Annotated in this window: 22 protein-coding genes; 1 reads left to right on the forward strand and 21 read right to left on the reverse strand. The window is 32.4% G+C overall.

What is annotated here, in order from left to right:
* Window positions 1–144: 144 nt before the first annotated feature.
* Complete coding sequence (locus CVU84_05640) at window positions 145–555, forward strand: CBS domain-containing protein (protein ID PKM95546.1); 411 nt, start codon at window positions 145–147, stop codon at window positions 553–555.
* A gap of 56 nt (window positions 556–611) precedes the next feature.
* On the opposite strand, the gene CVU84_05645 is transcribed toward CVU84_05640, so the two are convergent.
* From CVU84_05645 to CVU84_05745, 21 genes are all read right to left on the reverse strand, one after another.
* Entirely contained in the window at window positions 612–1,307 is a 696-nt protein-coding gene (locus tag CVU84_05645) for a hypothetical protein (GenBank protein PKM95547.1), read from the reverse strand.
* Between the two features lie 89 nt (window positions 1,308–1,396).
* The gene (locus CVU84_05650) at window positions 1,397–3,040 is read right to left on the reverse strand and encodes a hydroxylamine reductase (GenBank protein PKM95548.1); all 1,644 of its coding nucleotides are present in this window, start codon (window positions 3,038–3,040) and stop codon (window positions 1,397–1,399) included.
* A 359-nt stretch (window positions 3,041–3,399) separates the two neighbouring features.
* Entirely contained in the window at window positions 3,400–3,888 is a 489-nt protein-coding gene (locus tag CVU84_05655) for a hypothetical protein (protein PKM95549.1), read from the reverse strand.
* 200 nt (window positions 3,889–4,088) lie between these two features.
* The gene (locus tag CVU84_05660) at window positions 4,089–4,481 is read right to left on the reverse strand and encodes a CopY family transcriptional regulator (protein PKM95550.1); all 393 of its coding nucleotides are present in this window, start codon (window positions 4,479–4,481) and stop codon (window positions 4,089–4,091) included.
* Window positions 4,482–4,497: 16 nt separating this feature from the next.
* Window positions 4,498–6,102: a hypothetical protein gene (locus CVU84_05665; protein PKM95551.1), complete on the reverse strand. Its 1,605-nt coding sequence runs from the start codon at window positions 6,100–6,102 to the stop codon at window positions 4,498–4,500.
* A 346-nt stretch (window positions 6,103–6,448) separates the two neighbouring features.
* On the reverse strand, window positions 6,449–7,852 hold the full coding sequence (locus CVU84_05670; protein PKM95552.1) for a PTS mannitol transporter subunit IIBC: 1,404 nt from the start codon (window positions 7,850–7,852) through the stop codon (window positions 6,449–6,451).
* Window positions 7,853–8,368: 516 nt separating this feature from the next.
* Entirely contained in the window at window positions 8,369–8,803 is a 435-nt protein-coding gene (locus CVU84_05675; protein ID PKM95553.1) for a hypothetical protein, read from the reverse strand.
* Between the two features lie 135 nt (window positions 8,804–8,938).
* Window positions 8,939–10,255 (reverse strand): hypothetical protein, encoded by a 1,317-nt coding sequence (locus CVU84_05680; protein ID PKM95554.1) that lies wholly within the window; start codon window positions 10,253–10,255, stop codon window positions 8,939–8,941.
* Between the two features lie 73 nt (window positions 10,256–10,328).
* Window positions 10,329–11,144: a 2-amino-4-hydroxy-6-hydroxymethyldihydropteridine pyrophosphokinase gene (locus CVU84_05685; protein ID PKM95555.1), complete on the reverse strand. Its 816-nt coding sequence runs from the start codon at window positions 11,142–11,144 to the stop codon at window positions 10,329–10,331.
* 26 nt (window positions 11,145–11,170) lie between these two features.
* Entirely contained in the window at window positions 11,171–11,989 is an 819-nt protein-coding gene (gene folP, locus CVU84_05690) for a dihydropteroate synthase (protein ID PKM95556.1), read from the reverse strand.
* 20 nt (window positions 11,990–12,009) lie between these two features.
* Entirely contained in the window at window positions 12,010–12,501 is a 492-nt protein-coding gene (locus CVU84_05695; protein ID PKM95557.1) for a hypothetical protein, read from the reverse strand.
* Window positions 12,479–13,255: a 4-amino-4-deoxychorismate lyase gene (locus CVU84_05700; protein PKM95558.1), complete on the reverse strand. Its 777-nt coding sequence runs from the start codon at window positions 13,253–13,255 to the stop codon at window positions 12,479–12,481. Before CVU84_05700 ends, CVU84_05695 begins: the two co-directional genes overlap by 23 nt.
* Before the next feature lie 11 nt (window positions 13,256–13,266).
* Window positions 13,267–14,631: an aminodeoxychorismate synthase, component I gene (pabB, locus tag CVU84_05705; GenBank protein ID PKM95578.1), complete on the reverse strand. Its 1,365-nt coding sequence runs from the start codon at window positions 14,629–14,631 to the stop codon at window positions 13,267–13,269.
* A complete protein-coding gene (locus tag CVU84_05710; protein ID PKM95559.1) occupies window positions 14,631–15,218 on the reverse strand; it encodes an aminodeoxychorismate/anthranilate synthase component II in 588 nt (195 codons plus the stop codon). Before CVU84_05710 ends, pabB begins: the two co-directional genes overlap by 1 nt.
* A 25-nt stretch (window positions 15,219–15,243) precedes the next feature.
* Window positions 15,244–15,903 (reverse strand): 7-cyano-7-deazaguanine synthase QueC, encoded by a 660-nt coding sequence (queC, locus tag CVU84_05715; GenBank protein ID PKM95560.1) that lies wholly within the window; start codon window positions 15,901–15,903, stop codon window positions 15,244–15,246.
* A gap of 52 nt (window positions 15,904–15,955) precedes the next feature.
* Complete coding sequence (folE, locus tag CVU84_05720) at window positions 15,956–16,543, reverse strand: GTP cyclohydrolase I FolE (protein ID PKM95561.1); 588 nt, start codon at window positions 16,541–16,543, stop codon at window positions 15,956–15,958.
* 2 nt (window positions 16,544–16,545) lie between these two features.
* On the reverse strand, window positions 16,546–17,214 hold the full coding sequence (locus CVU84_05725; GenBank protein PKM95562.1) for a putative 7-carboxy-7-deazaguanine synthase QueE: 669 nt from the start codon (window positions 17,212–17,214) through the stop codon (window positions 16,546–16,548).
* Window positions 17,215–17,226: 12 nt separating this feature from the next.
* On the reverse strand, window positions 17,227–17,649 hold the full coding sequence (queD, locus tag CVU84_05730) for a 6-carboxytetrahydropterin synthase QueD (GenBank protein ID PKM95563.1): 423 nt from the start codon (window positions 17,647–17,649) through the stop codon (window positions 17,227–17,229).
* On the reverse strand, window positions 17,649–18,422 hold the full coding sequence (locus tag CVU84_05735; protein PKM95564.1) for a 2-hydroxyglutaryl-CoA dehydratase: 774 nt from the start codon (window positions 18,420–18,422) through the stop codon (window positions 17,649–17,651). The genes queD and CVU84_05735 overlap by 1 nt, the downstream gene beginning before the upstream one ends.
* Window positions 18,423–19,421, reverse strand: coding sequence for a 2-hydroxyglutaryl-CoA dehydratase (locus CVU84_05740; GenBank protein ID PKM95565.1), 999 nt, complete (start codon window positions 19,419–19,421; stop codon window positions 18,423–18,425).
* Window positions 19,422–20,303: 882 nt separating this feature from the next.
* A complete protein-coding gene (locus CVU84_05745) occupies window positions 20,304–21,605 on the reverse strand; it encodes a hypothetical protein (GenBank protein ID PKM95566.1) in 1,302 nt (433 codons plus the stop codon).
* Window positions 21,606–21,714: the final 109 nt, after the last annotated feature.

A 21,714-nucleotide genomic window follows, 5' to 3' on the forward strand; every position in this document is an offset into this window, starting at 1 on the left:
TTCAATTGCTTTCCAAATTTATTTGCATATTTTTATTTATAGTGCGAATACTAGAGAATGCAAGCACAGGTTGGAAGGATTAACATTACATGCCATCCTTGACTAAATGCGTAATAAAATAAGAAGATGAAAGGAATGATATAATTGAAAGCACAAGAAATAATGACAACAGAGGTTGTTTCTGTTGATAAAAAAACTTCCATACGAGATGCCGCTATGAAAATGGCAGAATCTGATGTTGGTTCAGTTGTAGTAAATGATAACAAGTCCTTAGTGGGAATTATTACTGATCGTGATATCGCCATTAGAGGTGTTGCAGAAAATTCCGACTTAAACAACGTTACTTGTGGTGATGTCATGTCAAAAAATGTTGTTACAGCAACTTCTAATACAGACATGGAAAAAGTAATCGATCTTATGTCTGAACATCAAATAAAACGCATACCAATTGTAGATAATAATAATGTTGTAGGTATGGTATCGTTGAGAGATATTTCTCAAACAATAGAATGGGATGATGAAGCAGGCGAAGTATTAAATGATATAACTGATTAGTAATATTACCTATCCTCATAAAGGTATGGCGTTTGCCATACCTTATTTATTACGTGCTATTCAAATAAAACGATATCTAATGCCTCATAAAACTCTGCTTTAATATATTTAGTTCGTGTTAATCCTTTATCCTTTTGAAATTTTGTCACTGCTTTTTGCATTCCTGCACCATATTTGCCATCAACCCATCCCGTATAGTAACCAAACTCTTTTAATCTCTCTTGAATTGCATAGACGTCTGAACCAATTGCACCCGGCGCTAATGTCCTAAATCCATTTCCAAATGGACCATAAGCCCCTTTAATAATAGTAACTTCTGTACCAACACGAATTGTTTTTTTCAGTTCATCTGCATCTTTATTATACATACGAATACAGCCCTTAGAAAGAGATTTGCCAATAGACCAAGGTTCATCCGTACCATGTATACCGTATTGACCCCAGGGGACGTTAAAACCCATCCACGTTCCCCCGAAACCCTCACCCCAATTTGCTTCAGATACAATTTTCCAAGTGCCTATTGGAGATGGTGTCAACGCAGTTCCCCCTGAAACAGGATATGTCTTATGCAATTCATCTCCTTTGAATAGGTACATCGTATTATCATCCAAATCAACGATTATATGATAATCATTTTTATGTAGGTTTATAGAAAAAACCGAAACAATATTATAATCGAGAAAATTAGTACTGAATAAATTAAGTAACAAAAGTATAAGAATTAGTGTAAGTATTCTTTTTAGCAAAACCATAAAGTTCTCCAAAATAGCAATTAATATATTTTATGTAAAATATGCCTCTCTTAGAATAAATCTAAAAGAGGCATATTGTATTTTGTTTCTTATTGTAAGAACATTTTGATATCTTCGTCTACTGTCGTTGTTCCACCAATTCCAAAGGTTTCAACCAATACCTTCACTACGTTTGGAGATAAAAAGGCAGGTAATGTTGGTCCTAAGTGAATATTTTTCACTCCTAAAGATAACAATGCCAATAATACGATTACTGCTTTTTGCTCATACCATGCAATATTGTAAGCAATAGGTAATTCATTAATGTCGTTAAGCTCAAATATTTCTTTCAATTTTAGAGCAATTACTGCTAATGAGTAAGAATCATTACATTGGCCAGCATCTAATACTCTTGGAATACCACCAATATCTCCTAGTTCTAATTTATTGTATCTATATTTTGCGCAACCTGCTGTTAAGATCACTGTATCCTTTGGCAATTTATCTGCAAATTCAGTATAATATTCTCTTGACTTCATTCTACCATCGCAACCTGCCATAACAAAGAATTTTTTAATAGCACCAGATTTTACTGCATCAACAACCTTATCTGCTAGTGCAAATACTTGTGCATGAGCAAATCCACCAACTATGCTACCGGTTTCAATCTCTGTAGGAGATTGTAATTTTTTAGCATGCTCAATAATTGCTGAAAAATCCTTAATGCCATTTTCATCTGCATCAATGTGAGTACAACCTGGATATCCGGAAGCGCCAGTTGTATATATTCTTTCAATATGAGAAGTTTTTGGAGGAACAATACAGTTTGTTGTAAAGAGAATCGGACCATTAAAGGTTTCAAATTCTTCTTTTTGTTTCCACCAAGCATTACCATAGTTACCAACAAGATTTTCATATTTTTTGAATGCTGGATAATAATTTGCTGGAAGCATTTCACTATGTGTATAAACGTCTACCCCAGAACCTTGTGTTTGCTTTAACAATTGCTCTAAATCTGCTAAATCATGACCTGATATTAATATTCCAGGATTGTTTCTTACACCTATATTAACCTGTGTAAGCTCTGGATTACCATATGCTCCTGTATTAGCCGCATCTAACATTGCCATAGCTGTAACACCTAGTTTACCAGTTTCTAGAGTAAGAGCAACTAATTCATCTGCACTTAATCCATCATTTAATGTAGCAACCAATGCTTTTCCAATGAAATTATATATTTCTTGATCTTCTTTACCAAGATTATAAGCGTGATGAGCGTAAGCTGCCATACCCTTAACTCCATATATAATTAATTCTCTTAATGAACGTACATCTTCATTCTCAGTGGCAAGTACACCAACTTCATTTTTAATTGCTTTTGCTTCAATTTCAGCATTTGAATTAACCATAAACGTTGCTGCATCCGGAAGATTACCAACTTCTACTCCATTGCTTTCAAGTGTAGCCTTAACACCTTCTCTAATTGCAATACCTTTTTTGATTTCTGCTTCAAATACTACATCATCAAAATTAGCATTCGTAATTGTCATAAATAGTGTATTCATTGTGTAAAGATCTGCTTCTGGAAACCTAAGTCCAGCAGCTTTTCCCTTTTGAGTTAATACTGAAATTCCCTTTACCGTATATATTGCTAAATCCTGTAAGTTTGCTACATCCTCATTCTTCCCACAAACTCCTTGAATCGTACACCCGCCATTCAAAGCCTCTTGACATTGATAACAAAACATTCCCATTTTATATTTCCTCCTAATAATAATTAATTGTTATTTCTGTAACACAGAAGTACTTATTCCCTCGTCGCCTCTGTGTCTCTGAAATCATTATACCAACTCTCCTCACTAAAATCGGTAGCTCAAGATACATAACGTCAAACTAGATAATATAAATTTAAAGAGGCTATTTAATCATTAAGTAGAATAAGAACAAAGCGCTTGTCAGCGCGTTACATAATAATTTATGCTATCTACCGCTTTGTTCTATGCTTCGTGGAAAGTAGAACTTTCCTACTGGACAAAAAAGTAGCTATCTCACCATAGAATCATCTTCTATCTTGAGATAACTACTTCATATAAAAATCCAAATTATTATGTAACTAAAAAATAGCCATCACTGAAACCAATTTATCTTTCGCTTTCTTCGGAAACTTAACAAGTGTCTGTCCACTTTTTGCAAAATATGCCTGTTTTGATACTTTACTACCATTTGCGCACCACGCAGCAAAATGTTCGCAATTATTTGTATAAATCTTATACCCATCAAATGGAGTATTTAATCTACTATATGCTCTTTTAACCACTCGTTCTCTAGAAAACTTATGATACATCTCAGTATCAATCTTTTTTTCTCCATCTTTTAGAAAATCATCCATAGTGGTTTTTTTAATCGTACCTTCGTTGGTATACAATATACTATCACATATGAAATGAATTACATTTCCATCTTCAACTTCTATTCCATAATGACGATAGAGTAAAGTTCGAGCGATCAATTGATCTAATTTCCCTGAGCGGCTAGATCTTCTTGGGTTAAATGATTTTAAGCCAAGGGGTTTTCTTACAACATAGATGATATCGCCTTCCATACCACTCCTCCTATTCTAAAATCTAATAATAGATTAGACTATTCTAACCCTTTTGTCAAGTAAACATAGGTCCCAAATGTGAGCCTCTTCTATTTTATTATATATTCAGTTGAAAATCAATACATCTTTAATTGGGAATCAAATAATCTCCATACTGGTAGTATATAGCAAAGAGATTATTTGTAAACATGATATTTTAATTAATCCTCTTGGTCATCTTTTCTACTATTGATCAAATCCATCAATCTATCAAGTACGTCATCTGATAAAGATTCTTTATCATATTCAAGTAATGCTACAACTGCCTTTTCAACCGAATCATTATAAAATGTATTAATTAAATCTTTAATAGCAAATTTTTCCGCATTTTCTTTTGGTGTTGCCAAGAAATATATATATTTTTTGTTAACACTTTCATACAATAACAATCCTTTATCTACTAATATCCCTAGCAATGCTCTTACAGTGGAATAACTTACTTTATCAGGTAATTCATCTTGAACTTCTGATACAGAAGCTTTCACTTTTTTATAGATTATACTCATTATTTGACTTTCTCGTTTACTAAGATAATCTTGTGTTTTTTTCAACATACCTATCAACTCCTATCTATTTATATTCTTGCCTTTCTTTTAACTTAGAATTACTACTAATTAATTTATCTTTTTCTAAAAAATAGAAAGGTGCAATGTTCTCACTTCCATAATTAATCTTATAACAAATTTGCCCCATATGATCATATCCAATAATATCACCTTTTTGAACAAAATCACCTTCTTTTAGACTTGTTTCATTAATACATCCGTATATTGAGCTTAATTTATGTTTATGTTGAATAATTATTGTTATATTGGTTTGTCCAGAGTAACTAGTAACACTGTCCAGCCTTTTAATGATACCATTTGCAGAAGCATATATTGGAATATTACTTAATGAAGTGATTTGTTGGGCATTAGAATTGATATAACTCCATTTATCATTCTTGCTATAATAATTTAATGCTTCTCCTTCTCCATTTTCACCCAGTGGTGAAAAGGTTGGAATATCTTGTGGTAATGCATCAATGATTTTCATATCATTATCTTCATAATTAACTGTTACTAAGTCATTATTAAATATTACATCAAAAACTCCTGATTCACTATTCTCATTTGCAAAAACGAAGTCTATTGTATAAAATGATAGCACGATTGAAATAACGAAAGCACTAACCCCTGTTACTGATTTTGCACGTAAGTTTTCTTGCTTCTTTGTATCAATTATTTTTCTAATACGTCTTTCTACTCCTGAATTATTACTCATACCAGTCATCATATTATTGATCAATCTTTGTGATGAACTCATTCTGATCATTTCAATTAAATGAGTTGCATAAATATGTGGTGTAATTCCAGATTTTATAACAAAATCATCACATGCACCTTCTCTTTCTTCCCTAAGAATTCTACCAGTTTTAGAAATTAAAGGGTTAAACCAAAACACTGCACACAAAGCTTGAACAAATAAATTATGGATACTATCAAAGTTTTTTATATGAAACATTTCATGTGTAAGTACGATGATCCATCTTTCATCTGTCCATAGCGCACATTGACTTGGTAATATGATTAACGGTTTAATTACTCCAAATGTAACAGGTGAAGAAACACAACTACTTTCAATGATTTTTACTGGTCTTTTGATTTTCAACGTTTTTTTAATACTATTTATCAAATTATCTTCATGATAATCATATGCAATGATTCTATCGCAATTCTTTACTATTTTATGTATTCCATATAATCCAATTATGATTCTAAATGTACAAAACAACACGCCAATAAGCCATACTATAGGTAAAATGGTAGGCAAGTATGTATCTGTCTTCGGTTCAATCGCTTGATAATCCTTATTGTATTTAATATCAATACTATCTTCAGAAATAGGTAGTTTCCGATATACGATATACGAATTATAGGACAAATATGGCTCAACGGTAAATGTAATCGGGTTTGTTACAGGAATTACATAGAAAAACAAAGGTATTATAATCATTCCAAGTATTGAAACCAATAATAATTTGTATATTTGTATTGATGAATATTGTTTTCTTAACCTATACAATGAAATTGCAATCAAGATACCTACGCTTCCTTTAATTGAAATTTCCACAAAATAAATAAGACAATTATAAAGCACTTGGTTTATTTCAGACAAATCAAATAAACGATGCATACTTTCCTTCCTCCTACTATTATTTATATATTCTTAATGTATTAAAGTAATTGGTTTGATATGAAAATTGTAATATTCACTTATTATAATAGTTTCTCAGGTGAAACCAAAGATTTGTTTGATTTGTTAAATTCCTATCTCTATAAAATGTCCTGTTAAAATATTAGCACTATTTATTCTTATTGTCAAGATATACAAAATGTTCAGCTTATACAAAATTACGGGCATTTTTTTCATCCTGTAGTGAAACCATGTCCTTGTAAACAAAGAGTTGGCACAACATATCTCACTGATCAAGAGAAATATATTGTGCCAATATATAAATTTAAGGATTGCCTATAAACGTTTACTTTACCTCAGCAAGTAATCTATCCACCAAATCACCGTACTGTGTATTATTCATAAAATTCTCAATCGATATATGTTCTGCATTTGGAATCTTACTTACTGCTCTACTGGTTAATTTACTATGTGTAATAACGATATCTGCATCATTTGGAATATTATCTATAGCTTGATTCGTAACCTCAATATCTAGTCCTGCTGCCTTCACTAGGTTCCTTAATTTTGATGCTCCCATTGCGCTTGAACCCATTCCTGCATCACATGCTACAATAATTTTTGATACAGATGACTTTAATAATTGTTTTTTTTCTACATTACTTTTTTTCCCTTTTAAACTAACCATTTTTTCCTTAGCTTCATTGAACTCATCATCATCTTCATCTTCTTTAGCTGTTTTTTTAATGATCACAGACGATATAACAAAACTTACGCCTGCTGCTACAACAACACTAATTAAAGTTTTTAAGATTCCATCTCTTGTAGACATTGCTAATAATGCAAAGATACTACCAGGTGTTGGTCCAGCCACTAACCCATTGTTTAACAAAACATTCATAAAAACACCACTCATGCCACCAGCGATTGCTCCAATGATCAATAATGGTTGCATTAAAACATATGGAAAATATATTTCATGTATTCCACCTAAGAAGTGGATTATTACAGCACCCGGAGCTGTTTGTTTTGCTATACCCTTAGCAAACATCCAGTACGCCAACAATATGCCAAGCCCTGGTCCAGGATTTGTTTCTAATAGGAAAAATATTGATTTGCCCGTATCTAATGCTTCCACTGCTCCTAACGGTGCAAATATTCCCCAATTAAGCGTGTTGTTTAAGAATAAGATCTTTGCTGGTTCTATTATGATTGATGTTAATGGTAATAATCCAGCATCAATGACAGCTTGAGTAGCATTCCCTACTGCAGCACTTGCATTGGTAACAAGTGGCCCAAACAATACGAATCCTAACATTGAAAGCAACATCCCTGAAATACCTGCAGTAAAATTGTTTATCAACATTTCAAATCCCGAAGGAATTTTCCCTTCAAGAAAGGCGTCAATTTTTTTAATAACAAAACCACCTAATGGTCCCATTATCATTGCACCTGAAAACATCGCAATTTCCGTGCCAAAGATAATACCAAAGGTTGCAGTAGCTCCAACTACTCCACCTCTTACACCGCCTATTAATCTCCCGCCTGTATAACCTAATAATAATGGCAATAACCATTTCATCATTGGTGTTACAAAGGTTGCAAATGTAGCATTTGGTAGCCAACCAACGTCAATAAATAAAGCTGTAATTAAACCCCACGTAATAAACGCCCCAATATTAGGCATAACCATAGCACTTAAAAACCTTCCAAACTTTTGGACTTTTACTTGTACTGTTGACTCATTCATAACAAATAACCTCCTCAATTTTTAAAATATACTTTGTTACTAACCAAAAATAGTATTTCATTATGTATTTGCACTACTTAGTAACAATCGTAATTTCCATGCTTAATTGTGAAAATTTACTTATGCTAATATTTTAGCACATCATTTTCGTCTCGTCAATGATTTGTGCTATTTTTTTAGCACTAAATTTTAAAATGAATTTAAGCATGGAATGTTTGTAGCTAAAATACGCCTTAGAAAAATAAATTCTATTAAGCAAGCATACACTATTAAGTTTTTCTTATGAAGGAAATTCGTGTTGGGAAATATAAGACTTAATAAACAAAAAGAGAAAAGCACCTACGATCGGTGCTTTTGTAAAAGGATGAGGGGGAGAGTATTTAATATGTAAGAGGTAACTATTCTTACAAGATAATAATACAACAAATATATGTACATATTGTGTTGAAATTGTGAACTTTTTGTAGCATTTATTGTTATATTCGAATAATGTGGTGTATCCTACCTCTAAAGCCATTAATTACATATGTTTTTATCTTGATTTTTCTTTACTCCACTTAATAAAATCACTAAACCTATAGCTACTATTCCTAATCCCAGATAAATATCATGGTCTATCCACCATACAAATTTATTAAGCATCCAGAAACATCCTAACCCAATCAAAAATAATCCTATCAAATTACTGTTTTTTTTTTGGTTTCCACTTTTTACTTTGTTTCCATCTTTATCAAATACTTCAACGTCCTCTTCTTCTTCATCAAATGCTTTTTCTGGCATTACGATTGCACATACAATATATCCAAGTATAAGTGTAAAAAATGAGGCAAATCCAAGAATTACAGCTCCTATTCTTACGAGTGTAGGATCTACGTTAAAGTACTGTGCAATGCCTGCACAAACACCTGATATCATTTTATCATTTGATGATCGATATAATTTTTTTTCCATTACTCCACCTGCTTTCTAATAAGTTATAAATCAAATTTGTTTGATATACCTATTATACTTCAACCTTTTTAGTAAATGATTCAAATCAGATTAAAGATTCATTAAAAAGCAAGAATTTATTATAAATTGATTTCACTAATTCAATTTATCCAAACTTACTACATAATTATTTTGATCCCAGTTTATCTTTTTACCAATACATTCAGCTATAAATCTAACAGGTACAAGAACTCGGTCATTGATAATTTGTGCTGGTACATCTAAAGCTATAACCTCTCCATTCAAGGTAGCGGTTTTTTCGCCTAAAGTAAGTTTAATTGATTTGTCACCAATATTCCCCACCAATTCTTTCGTTTCTTGATTAAACTCAACAGTTCCTCCCAAGGATTCGAAAATTTTTCGAACAGGGACCAATACTCGGCCTTCAACTAAGAGTGCTTCTTGATCAAATTGAATGATATTGCCATCAAGCACAACTTGTACCTGTGGATTTTCACCCTTTAGTACACTTTTCTCTATTTGTAGTTTGGTAACAGTAACAAGTTCTAAAATGTTGCTATCCTTTGATAATAATAGATTAAACTCCCGAAGTATTTCTGTAGTATGACTATCTGTTGACCAATGAATACCATCTTTTGTAGTATAATATACGATTGGTGCATCATAAGAATAATCGTTTTGATATGCTAAGATAAACTTTTGCCCTGTATAAACTATATCGATAGCTGTTCCATAAACACCTTTATAACCTATCGTCTCTTTCCATATTTTTTGTTCACGGTCATAAACTTCGAGCCCATTTTTATAATTAGCGCTTCCCCATTTAGGAGAATAATGACTTACAACAATGACCTTATCATTTACACATAAGTTTAGGGCAATTAATTCTGACTTACTGCTACTTTCTAATACTGCAAATTGATTCCAATTGATTAAATCCTTAGAATTAAAAATGGTACCCTTCGTGTCAATTGACCAGTATTGCTCAGAATAAAAGAGAAGATCTGCATATTGTAGTTGAACCTTGATCCACTCTCGTGCATCGTTAGAAATATACCTGACATTACCATTTCTATGACTTGTACTAACAACAAACTTATTGTTTAAAAGTCTAATCGAAATACTGTCTGGTACTTTTTCAGTCTTCTCTGATAAATCAACTTGATTATTCCATTTCTTTCCATCGGTAGAAGTAAGAACAACATGATTATACATTGAATCACTATATTTCATAATGCCTACAGCGTAGTACATGCCTTCTTTATATATACTTTCTAGTGTTAAATTTTCATAATACGGGTTATCCTCATTAAATATTATAACTTGGCTAGAATCCGCTTTCGTTGGTAGGTAAGTTACATTCGAAAAAAGAACAGTTAAAATAATTAATATTGCTACTTTACATTTTACATTGTGATTTTTCATATTGCATCTCCTATTTCTTGTAAGCATTAACAGCTATTCCTTCCTAATTCTATTAAACTTACTCCCATAAGTCAAGAGAATCAGCTTTACTAAGTAAAAGCTAATCTTCTAATCTGCTTAATAACTGCCCAATTCTCTCATGTAACATTGGGTGAATAACAAATGATGCAATATCATTTAAAGGTTTCAATACAAATATTCGTTCATGCATTCTGGGATGAGGTATAATTACTTCTTCAAAGGTAGTAATCATATTATCATATAATAATATATCTAAATCTATTATTCTAGGACCCCACGTAAACGTTCTCACTCTCTTCAATTCCCCTTCAGTATCAAGTAAAAAGCTCATTAATTCTTTTGGAGTATACATTGTTTTCACTTCTATAGCTCCATTTAAAAACTTATCTTGATCTACAAATCCAACTGGATCAGTTTCATAAAAATTAGATGTCTTAGTCACCTTGTTTTTTTCTGATTTTTGAATTCTGTCTATCGCTTGTTTTAGATTCTCTTGCTTATCTCCTAAATTAGAACCCAAGGCTATATAAGCTGTATGCCACTCGCGTTCAATCTCAACTGCTGCATATTCAAGCATTTTACCGATAGGTGCCCATGGTTTTTTAACCGTAAGCTTTACTCCTTGTACTCTATCATATGTCATTAATATGTGATCACTTAATTGCTCAGCAGCTCTTTCAATTAAATCATGCTTCTCTTTTTTAAATACACGCTCTAATTCTAAGCAAAGCTGTGCATAATTCACAGTAGCAGTTAGTTTATCGGTCAGACCAGCTTCTAATAAGTCGATTTTCAACTCAACAGAAACTAAAAATCTTTGTCCTAAATCCTTTTCTCCTTGATTAACTCCGTGAAAGGCATATATTTCCAAGTCCTTAATAATAATTTTGTCCATCTTTTCCTCCATTGTTTTACATACGCTTACTTAGCTTCACTATTTCTAATGATTGCGTCAACCATCATAGCTGTCCTTTTATTTTCTAAAACATCATGAACCCTTATAAATTCAATGCCCTTCATAATTCCAATAGCAGTTGTTGCTAACGTTCCTTCTAGTCTCTCATTTACTGGAAGATCTAACGTTAATCCAATCATAGATTTTCTTGAGGTTCCAAGTAATAATGGATAACCCATATCTTGAAATAAATCTAAACACCTCATTACTTCAATATTATGTTCAAGCGTTTTTGCAAAGCCTATTCCCGGATCTAGTATCATATTTTCTTGCGTAATTCCAGCAGACTTAGCTAATAGTATACTTTCATTCAAATCTAATTTAATATCATTTATCAGATTTTTATACTCAGATTGATCTCTATTATGCATAATACAGCAAGGCACCTTATATTTTGCGATGACTTTAGCCAATTCTCTATCCTTCTTTAATCCCCATACATCATTAACCATACTAGCCCCTGCTCTTATTGCCATTTCTGCTACTGAAGCCTTCCAAGTATCAATCGAAATAGGCACATGAAGTTCCTTACTAAGGGCCTCAATAATGGGTATAACTCTATAAAGCTCTTCTTCTGCAGTTACTTGTTTATGTCCTGGTCTTGTAGATTCGCCTCCAATGTCGATAATGTCCGCACCCTCTTTAACCATTTTCTTTGCTCGTTCAACTGCAGCATCTATAGTAATAAATAATCCACCATCAGAAAATGAATCTGGTGTAATATTTAAAATTCCCATAATATAGGTTCTTTTTCCTATGATAAATTCTTTCGTTCCAATGTTCAATTTTCATCACCTCTTACTTTTTAATAAACGATCTGGATATTCTTTTTTTCATCAGACCAATCACATAAATGAATCATCTTACAATCATAACATTTTCTTGAAAGCTTATCAGCAACGTATAAAATACCTGAAAGACTTTGAGCACCTTCTACAGAAGGATCTCTATGAGATAGAATCGCTAATTTCATTGACTCAATTTCCTCATCCTGATAACCTGCATCAATAAATAGTTGAGTACAAAATGCTGCACTTGCAAGCTCATGAGAAATACCCTTCTCATACTGTTGCCATTTACCAATGTCATGTAATAAGGCCGCACCATAAATGATATCCTTCGGAATTCTCAAACTATTCTCTAGACTTATGATATATCCAATCCTTGCAGTATCTAAGAAATGAGTTAAATCATGAGTACAAAATGAGCGATTTACTTCATGACCTGCAATTTTATTTATATAATCTCGGTATATTGGATGATTTAGGAGTTTATTAATTCTCTGATTCACAATTATTTACCTCCAAAAATTTCCTGTATTCTATTTGAATCTCATTAACAATAGCGCTCGTATTGACTTGAGCGTCTTCTATTTGAACGACTTTCATAATACCCACTAGGCTATTCGTTACGAACACTCCATCACTTTTCTTAACTTCCTCAAGGGTATAATGACCTTGAATCACTTCATAGTTATTGATAATCCAGCTTCTTAGTACTCCTGCCAATAAACCACACTCTATTAAAGGGGTATATATTTTATTCTCTTTAACAAAAAAGAGATTTGTCATACTTCCTTCGGTTATTTCATTTTCATTGTTTAAAAACACCACTTCATGAAAGCCTTCCTCTGTAGCCTTCTGTTTTTCAAGCATATTATCAATATAATTGGTTGATTTAATATAAGTTATATGTGATCTAGGATTTCTCCTTATATTACTTATTTTCAAGGAAAAGCCTTTTTGGTAGTCTTCCTTTTGATAGATAATTTCTCTTTTACTAAATAGAGTATTCTTATCTGAAACCGTTATTTTTATAGCGCAATTTTCAGTTGATATTCGCTTTATTTGATCTCTCGTGTATTCTTCCTCAATGTATTTATTGATATTTAATATCTTTAGTCCTGCATTTAATCTATCTAAATGTTCTTTCAATAGGATTGGTTGATTATTTTTAACTAATATAGTTTCAAAGACACCAAGACCAAAAAAGAAGCCGCTATCGAGATGTATTACTTCCTCTTCAGTTATATGGTCATTAATCATAATCATTCTATTACCTCCTATATCTTTTGTGTTATACTTGCAAATAGCGCGCTAGCTTTATCCAACGTTTCTTGGTATTCTTCTAAACAATCGGATTCCCATGTGACTCCGCCACCAACACCAATAAAGACTTGTCCATCTTTTTCAACAATTGTTCTAATTACAATATTCATGTCTGCATTGCCGTCAAAACCTAAATACCCAATACATCCTGTGTAAATATTTCTTCTTGTTGGCTCTAATTCCTCTATTATTTGCATTGACCTTATCTTTGGTGTTCCTGTGATTGATCCTCCTGGGAAACAAGCCTTAATGCAGTCTACTGCAGTACAGGAATCCTTTAATTGTCCTTTTATTGTTGCTGCCAAATGATATACTGTTGCATAGGCTTCAAGCTCAAAAAGTCCTTCCACTTTTACGGTATAGGGTCTACAAACCTTACTTAAATCGTTTCTTTCTAAATCTACGATCATTAATAATTCCGACTTATCTTTTTCACTATTCAACAATGCTTCCTTATTTCTTTCATCCTCTTCAATTGTCTTACCCCTTGGTCTCGTTCCTTTAATAGGTCTGGTTTCTACATGCCCGTTGGTTATTTTCAAGAATCTTTCTGGCGAAGATGATAATATATTAAATCCATCTAACTGCATGATTGCACTAAATGGTGCAGGATTAATGGTTCTAAGCTTTTTATATATAGTTAGTGGCGCTTCATCTATATCTGTTGTAAACGTATGCGTTAAGTTCGTGATATACACATCTCCATTTTTGATATATTGTCTCACCTTCTCAACAGTATCAATATAAGACTCTTTTGTGAATTTGGAATGAAATGCGATCTCTTTTGATAAACCTTTTTCAAAGGGGGTATTCACTAAGTCTGTCATAATTTTATGAATAATGTATGTAATTGACTTTTCTTTAACTTCTTTGATTCCTAACGCGCTTGCAAATACCTTTCCTTGTTTGTGGTCATATATAATTACTGTATCGTAAAAGTTAAAATAACAAGTTGGTATGTTTAAGGTTTCTTGAGATAAATTTGGAATTTTTTCCAAGTCTCTTACTAGGTCATAAGAAAAATATCCCATGCCTCCCCCAATAAATGGTAGCCCCGATTTGTTAACAACTTGATATTCATTCGTTATTTTATTTAGCTCTTCAAAAATATCGCCCTGAAAAGCATTGTTATTTATAATAACTTCTCCGTCTTTATACCGAAAAGTCAAGAATGGGTTAAACGCTAGGAATGAGTATTGTCCTAATCGCTCATCCTCCAAACTACTGTCAAAAAAAACCACTTCCTCTTCATGATTAAATATGGAGAATATCTCATATGCACTTCGTTTCGTATCTATTTCTACAATCAAAGGTTCTATCACCGCAAGCTACTCTCCTTCTTACACATATCAATATAGTTGTGAATCATTGCATGTCCATGTTGTGTTAATTCGGCTTCTGGATGAAATTGCAGCCCTTCAATATTGTATTCTTTATGTCGAATACCCATAATAACGCCATCTTTGGTTTCACAGCTCACCTCAAGACAACTTGGGATTGTTTTCTTGTCAACCACCAATGAATGATATCTTGTCACCAAAACACCTTGTTCTAAGTTCATAAAAATACCCTTTTCATCATGGAAAACCTCAGAGAGCTTACCATGCATCGGGCTATTACCATGAACAATGCTTGCTCCGAATACCTGTGCAATTGCTTGGTGTCCTAAGCAAATACCCAATATTGGAATACGCCCTTTAAATACTTCAATAATTTGTATAGACATCCCTGCTTCATTAGGTGTTTTTGGTCCTGGTGAGAGAATAATACCCTCAGGTTGTAAATGTTCAATCAAGTCTATCGTAATTTCATCGTTTCTGTATACAATTATTTCTTGGCCTAACTCTATAAAATATCTAACTAAATTGTAAACGAAAGAGTCATAATTATCAATCATTAAAAAAATGTTAACTACCTCCTTCCAATTAATATTATTTATTAAGACCTTCCATAAATAAATGATACCCCTTGCTTCTTAGCTTACAAGCTGGACACTCTCCACAACCTTGACCTTTTATGCCATTATAACAGGTTAGCGTTTCATCCTTAATAATATCGAGTACACCTAAATCATATGCCATTTCCCAAGTCTCTGCCTTATCAATCCACATAAGTGGTGTATGTATTACAAACTGATAATTCATTGAAAGCTCTAAGGTCACATTTAAAGATTTGATAAAAATATCTCGACAATCTGGATAACCACTATAGTCACTTTGAGAAACACCCGTAACAATATGATGTATATCTCTTTGTTTTGCAAAAATTGCACCAAAAGTAATGAATAATAGATTTCGACCATCTACAAATGTATTTGGTGTGCCGACATCAGGTGCATCAGTGTCCACCTTTATATCAGATCTTGTCAAAGAGTTTGGTGCCAATTGATTCAATAAGCTCATATCTAGAATATGATGTTCTATACCCTGTTCTCTACATATGTCCGTTGCACAATTCAATTCAAGGCTATGCTTTTGTCCATAATCAAAGGATATCGCAATGACTTCATGAAACCTCTCCTTAGCCCAAAACAAACAGGTCGTGCTATCTTGACCACCGCTAAATATTATGACTGCATTTTCTTTTTTCATATTTAATCACCTTTACTATTCAATTTAATAGTTGCGTTTGTTTATTTACGCATTATTTATAGAGTGCAAACAACTTACTCCATAGAGCTGTGTCAGAGTTAAATCTACCCTTTAGGGTAGTTGTCGTCGTCTTGGCATTGGTTTTCTTAATTCCTCTTGCACTCATGCAACCATGCTCACCTTCAATAATGACTGCAATATCCTCTGATCCTGTAACCAATTCCATGATTTCAGCAATATCAGTTCCTATGCGCTCTTGAAGTTGAAGTCTACGTCCTACCATATCAACAATTCTTGCTATTTTGCTTAATCCTATAATTTTCTTGTTTGGTATATAAGCAACTGCCACCTTCATATTGTACATCAAAGCCAAGTGATGTTCACAATGACTGATAATATCAATATCCTTCATCATAACCATATCCTTCGAGTCTACTTCAATATCTAAATCTTCTTCAAAGGTTTTATCAAACATTGTAGCCAATTCTTTATTTGAATAATTCATTCCTTCAAAAACTTCAGCGTACATATTAGCCACTCTTTTTGGTGTATCCTTTAGCCCTTCTCTATCAGGGTTATCTCCTAATGCAATCAGTATTTCCCTTACATGTTCTTCAATCTTAATTAAATCTATTGCCATTTTTATACCCCTTTCACGTCATTACCCCAAATTATTTTGTGTAATTGGAGCTGTAACGTTACGTGATTCAATAAATTGTCTTTCAACCATTCAACAATTTCTTCTGGTGTTATCTGACCAAATACTGGGCTTATATATACATTGGTATTTTGCACCAATTTAAATTGATTCATTAATTGTTTTGCTTTACTTAAATCAGATTCGCTTCCTACAACGAACTTAATTGTATCATCCTTTGTGAGCTTGCTCAAGTTGGTAAGCATCATATGCTCTTCCATACCGCTTGAGGGAAGCTTATAATCCATTGTAATAAAAACATTCTTGTTTTTAATTTCTTTTAAAGGTAAAATTGGAGCACTACCGTTAGTTTCTATTTCTATCCTTCTATCCTGTATTCTTGAAAGGTATTCCACCAACTCAATGAAATGCTCTTGAATAAGTGGTTCTCCACCAGTTAGGGTAATGTTAATGATTCCTGAAGCCTCAATATACTGATCAAGCTCTTCCTTTGTCATTATTGTAAATAAACAGTTGTCATCATTTGCCCAACTAGTATCACAATAGCTACAGCTTAAATTACAACCCTGAAAGCGAATAAATAATGCTAATTGGCCTGATAATCTACCTTCACCATTTACACTGATAAACTTTTCAACTACTTTATAAGTCATATCCTAGTTTCCTCACATTTTCTCATATATTGCACTGTTCGTTGGAGTTTCAAATACTGTAGCTCTTTTAACGTGATACCCTTTTTCTTCCATCTTATTGTAAAAATATTTAGCGAAGTTTTCAGCAGTTGGTCTAAAATCAACTTTAATAATATGAAAACCATCTTCTAATAAACAGTTTAATGTTTCTTTTCTCATAGTGCCTTCTTGAAGAATCAATCCATGATCAAATACATCTACTAGTGCTTTTACATCGTATTTTAAATCTGAGAAATCTGTCACCATGCCTTCTAACTGTCCTGATTCAATGAGTTGATCTGTTTGCACCTCAATGATTACCCTCCATCTGTGTCCATGAATGTGTCGACATTTTCCATCATATGCAGCAAGAAAATGGGCACTATCAAAACTGTGTTCACTTTGAATAATATACATTAGTTTACCTCCTTTTTGCTATGTGTTTTTCCATAATAACAACAGCCAATTGCACCGTTATATTCAGGATCTTGAATCGTTATGATTTCTTGATAATTGTTTTTTAAATAATGTCGGAGTGAGGCATTATAAGCTACCCCTCCTGCTAGTATTAGACTTTTACTTTTAAATCTAGATAATAGTGGCTTCAAGCGTTTATAAAGAGAATAGTTTACACTTGCACATAATAATTCCATGGAAATGCCTTCTGCTATTTTTCCAATCAATTCAGATTCAGAAAACACAGCACAAGTAGCATTTAATTCTATTGGGTTTTCATAATAAGAACTCATTTCATCTAATGAAATCTCTAATACATTGGCCATATTTTCTAAATATCTACCACAGGATGCAGCACATTTTTCATTCAGTTCTAAATCTGTAATAATACCCTTCTCAACTTTAATAATCTTTACATCTTGACCACCAACATCAAGTAATACAAAATCCCTTTGATCAGATTGATACAACGCACCATATACATGTGCTTTTATTTCGTTAATCGCATGAAACATATTTAAATCAGTGTTATTTCTTCCATATCCGGTTGAAATAGCTACATCTATTTCGTCTATTTGTAACTGTTCTAAATCAACTATAAGCTTTCTATCGTAGTTACAATACTCTCGATAAAAAGACATTGTGCTTATCTTTTGCTTCTTAATTATATTTCCTTCTTCCATCACAACTACTTTAACAGCTCTACTACCTAAGTCGATACCTAGTACTTTCATTTAATACGCTCCTTTCAAATCTGATAGCATATCTAAAAAAGCCTCTAGCCTTAGTTTCGTCCGTGCATCTAGGGAATTTTGTTGATCTCCTTCAATATTCAAAATTGGCAAGTCGATTGTTGCTTTGATAATAATATCATCTATGGCTCTATGGCAAAAGGCTTGTGTATAGTGAATCAACCCATCTAACTTACGCTCTTTTATTTGTTTATTTATTTCCTTAATTCTAAAACTACTTTCATAAGGATAGGTATAATCATTGTATTGATCAAATATATTTTGAGCCTGCGCTGCTCTTGGAAAAGAAAATTCTCGTTGAACTTCATTGTATATAATACTTGCATCAAATTGTTCCACAAAAGAATATAAATCAGCTGTCATTGGTGGTACACCAATATAACCAAGTCTTAGTTTTTTCTTTATAGGCTCTCTTAAAGTCATATCTTCAATGGCTTTCTTTAAGGTATTTGCATATTTCGTCGCATCTCCTTCAAAATCACTACAATTTACTAGATATAAATGATTTTCAAAACCAGATACCTTCAACTCTTCGTATGTAAGTCGATCTACTTCATGTGCTAATGCTCGAACTTGATTGAATTCCACTCTCTTTTTCTCAACCTCAGTTATATCTACCTTTAATAAGTTCATCAATTTTCTAAGTTCTGCTTCTAAATCTTCCTTTGCATGACTTTGAGGGTATGAGAAATCATAAACCTTGATTCCTTTATATGCCAATAAATCAGCCAATGCTTTTGTGTTAGAACAATCGCCACCTATTACACCAACAATTTCAGTAATATTATGTGCTATACATACTCCATAAAGACCTTTAATCCAGGCGCAAATACTCTTAGGAAAACCGTCTCGTTCAGCTATTTCTATATACTTCAAATAATCTTCAGAAGTAACGAAGATATTGTTCAAATCAATTGGAGTATAGCCAGCTGCAACAAATATCTCTATTGGAACAGTCGTTGTTAAACCTATTTTTTTCATTTTATCACCTTCCACAAATTATAAACATAAGAAAAACTGTCTTAGTACATAAAAAAAGGACCTAAAAGGTCCTTCAAAAAAGCCTTAAATAATAAGGTTGAAGTCCTAGTTTTTTTTATTGACAGGATGGTTACGAACTGTCATATTCATTTTATTTCAATAGAAATTCGTATGCACCTAGGAACCGAACGATCAAGCCTATGGGAAATGCACCGAAGAATTATTCTTGTAACTGGATTAGTATATCATACCGCTTGTATCGAGTCAATTGCTCTTTTGGTAGAACAAAGCGCGCAGCGCGTTGCGTAACAATTTATGCTATCAACCGCTTTGTTCTATGCTTCGTGGAAAGTAGAACTTTCCTACTGGACAAGAAATTGCTTTTGCAGCGCAATTTTATCCTACTAAAAAATAAAAAACCCCCTCAGAAAACAGAAAATACTGTAAACTGGGAGGTTACTAAATTACGGTGAAATTATAAAAACAAATATACTATTTGGGCGTTTTGAATAATGTTTTTACAAAATAAAAACTATTCACCGTATTGTCTTACATTCTCTTTATTAAATTACATATTAATAAATCTCTTGGCTTAACAATTGTAAACTACGACCATTGTTATTTTTCTAATTAAATCTCTAAACATAGAAAACAAGATCATCCCTACTCATCCAGTACTATTCTCTTTTTGTATTAGGCTCACCATTCCTAATCATTAATAACAAAACCCCGAACAATCCATTATTTATCTAATTGACGTCCTACGTACTATAAAATGCATTTTATGTCATAATTCTACCACGTTATCGAAAAAACGCAATACTAAATGGATGAAACAGGCTTTTATCTGTCTGAAATCTTTTTTCAAGCATTTTTACTGCGTTATTTAGGTAAAGTGATCCTGAAAGCTATAAAATTATCATTTAATTCTATATTAGAAACGTGCACTTCTCCTTGGTTTTTGTCAATCAATTGACGCAGCTTGTACAAACCTAACCCTCGTCCATGCTTATTTTTTGTTGAGTAACCTTTTTTAAAAATGTCATTTATTTGTTCCACAGTTAAATATGGATGTTTATTCAATACTTCAAATACACAGTGATTATTTTCTTTCATAATATTTATAATAACCAAATTATCTACCACACCAGTTTCAAACGCATTTTCTAGTAATATACTTAGTATTTCAATTATTTCATAATCCTTTAGACTCGTTTTCAAATCATAGTAATCAATATTAATATTGAGTCCAATGTTGTTATTGAAAGCCCATTTCTTTTTACTGTAAAGAAAACCAGCAATAATCTTATTATCTAATTTGATTAGATTACTATTCTTGAAATCTTCATCTATCTCATCTATGTATGCTTCAACCTTGTTTATCGTATCCGGCGAATTCTTATTCATTTCAATCATCATTTTAATCGCAAGTAAATGGTTGTCAAAATCATGTTGCTTAACCCTAAGCTCGTCCACCAATTCATCTACAATTGGTAAGTACTGTTCATATATTCTAACTTGTTCTTCTGCGTTTATATTTTTCAGTCCATTTCTTAAAAAAATAATAGTAATACTCATTAATAGCATTGCAAAAATTATCATGAGAACAAAATTGTCAATGATTCCATCGAAATCAGCGTTCCAATATATACCCATTATATTAGTTGCTACCATTACATTAATACAAATGATTTTAAATATCTGATTTTTATTCTCGATATAATCGTATAGAACCTTTATTGGAATATACTTGGTTAGTGTAATAATAACTATGATTGCTATTGTCTGAGCAATCAATCCAGTTGAAAATATATACTCAATTCCCCCCATTATAAAATAAAGAGGAATTAGTATTGTTGTTTGAAGCACCATCATTAAAATTGTCCCGATTAGGTATAAAGAAAATGATTGATCAATTTTTTTATATATTAACCAAGTCCACGAAAAGAAGATACAATTGCTTATTATAATACTATACTGAGTATCTATTTTCAAAGGTGCTCCAATAATCAAGGAACCACCAAAAAATACTAAGATATGCCATAACTTTAAACGTTTTCTGTTTCCGCACAATTTATTAAGTAAAAAAACATACATGAAAACATCAAATAGGGTTAAAATTACATTCTCAAAATAACTCATAGCCACTCCCCTCTCAGAACTGCTGTAATTTTTTCTATCCATTGCTAATTATTATTTGATTTACTTGATAATCTATATCTTTATATTCACGATTATTTTGGCAAAACTACCTTGAACAAAATAAAGTTATTTTCTGATTCTACGTTGGATA

The organism is Firmicutes bacterium HGW-Firmicutes-1 (genome assembly GCA_002841625.1).
Classification (GTDB): Bacteria; Bacillota; Clostridia; order Lachnospirales; family Vallitaleaceae; genus HGW-1.

Coding starts and splice junctions, on each gene's coding strand:
- CVU84_05645 (PKM95547.1), bottom strand. CDS start 1,307: ATGGTTTTGCTAAAAAGAATACTTACACTAATTCTTATACTTTTGTTA.
- CVU84_05650 (PKM95548.1), bottom strand. CDS start 3,040: ATGGGAATGTTTTGTTATCAATGTCAAGAGGCTTTGAATGGCGGGTGT.
- CVU84_05655 (PKM95549.1), bottom strand. CDS start 3,888: ATGGAAGGCGATATCATCTATGTTGTAAGAAAACCCCTTGGCTTAAAA.
- CVU84_05660 (PKM95550.1), bottom strand. CDS start 4,481: ATGTTGAAAAAAACACAAGATTATCTTAGTAAACGAGAAAGTCAAATA.
- CVU84_05665 (PKM95551.1), bottom strand. CDS start 6,102: ATGCATCGTTTATTTGATTTGTCTGAAATAAACCAAGTGCTTTATAAT.
- CVU84_05670 (PKM95552.1), bottom strand. CDS start 7,852: ATGAATGAGTCAACAGTACAAGTAAAAGTCCAAAAGTTTGGAAGGTTT.
- CVU84_05675 (PKM95553.1), bottom strand. CDS start 8,803: ATGGAAAAAAAATTATATCGATCATCAAATGATAAAATGATATCAGGT.
- CVU84_05680 (PKM95554.1), bottom strand. CDS start 10,255: ATGCTTACAAGAAATAGGAGATGCAATATGAAAAATCACAATGTAAAA.
- CVU84_05685 (PKM95555.1), bottom strand. CDS start 11,144: ATGGACAAAATTATTATTAAGGACTTGGAAATATATGCCTTTCACGGA.
- CVU84_05700 (PKM95558.1), bottom strand. CDS start 13,255: ATGATTATGATTAATGACCATATAACTGAAGAGGAAGTAATACATCTC.
- queC (PKM95560.1), bottom strand. CDS start 15,903: ATGAAAAAAGAAAATGCAGTCATAATATTTAGCGGTGGTCAAGATAGC.
- folE (PKM95561.1), bottom strand. CDS start 16,543: ATGGCAATAGATTTAATTAAGATTGAAGAACATGTAAGGGAAATACTG.
- CVU84_05725 (PKM95562.1), bottom strand. CDS start 17,214: ATGACTTATAAAGTAGTTGAAAAGTTTATCAGTGTAAATGGTGAAGGT.
- queD (PKM95563.1), bottom strand. CDS start 17,649: ATGTATATTATTCAAAGTGAACACAGTTTTGATAGTGCCCATTTTCTT.
- CVU84_05735 (PKM95564.1), bottom strand. CDS start 18,422: ATGAAAGTACTAGGTATCGACTTAGGTAGTAGAGCTGTTAAAGTAGTT.
- CVU84_05740 (PKM95565.1), bottom strand. CDS start 19,421: ATGAAAAAAATAGGTTTAACAACGACTGTTCCAATAGAGATATTTGTT.
- CVU84_05745 (PKM95566.1), bottom strand. CDS start 21,605: ATGGATAGAAAAAATTACAGCAGTTCTGAGAGGGGAGTGGCTATGAGT.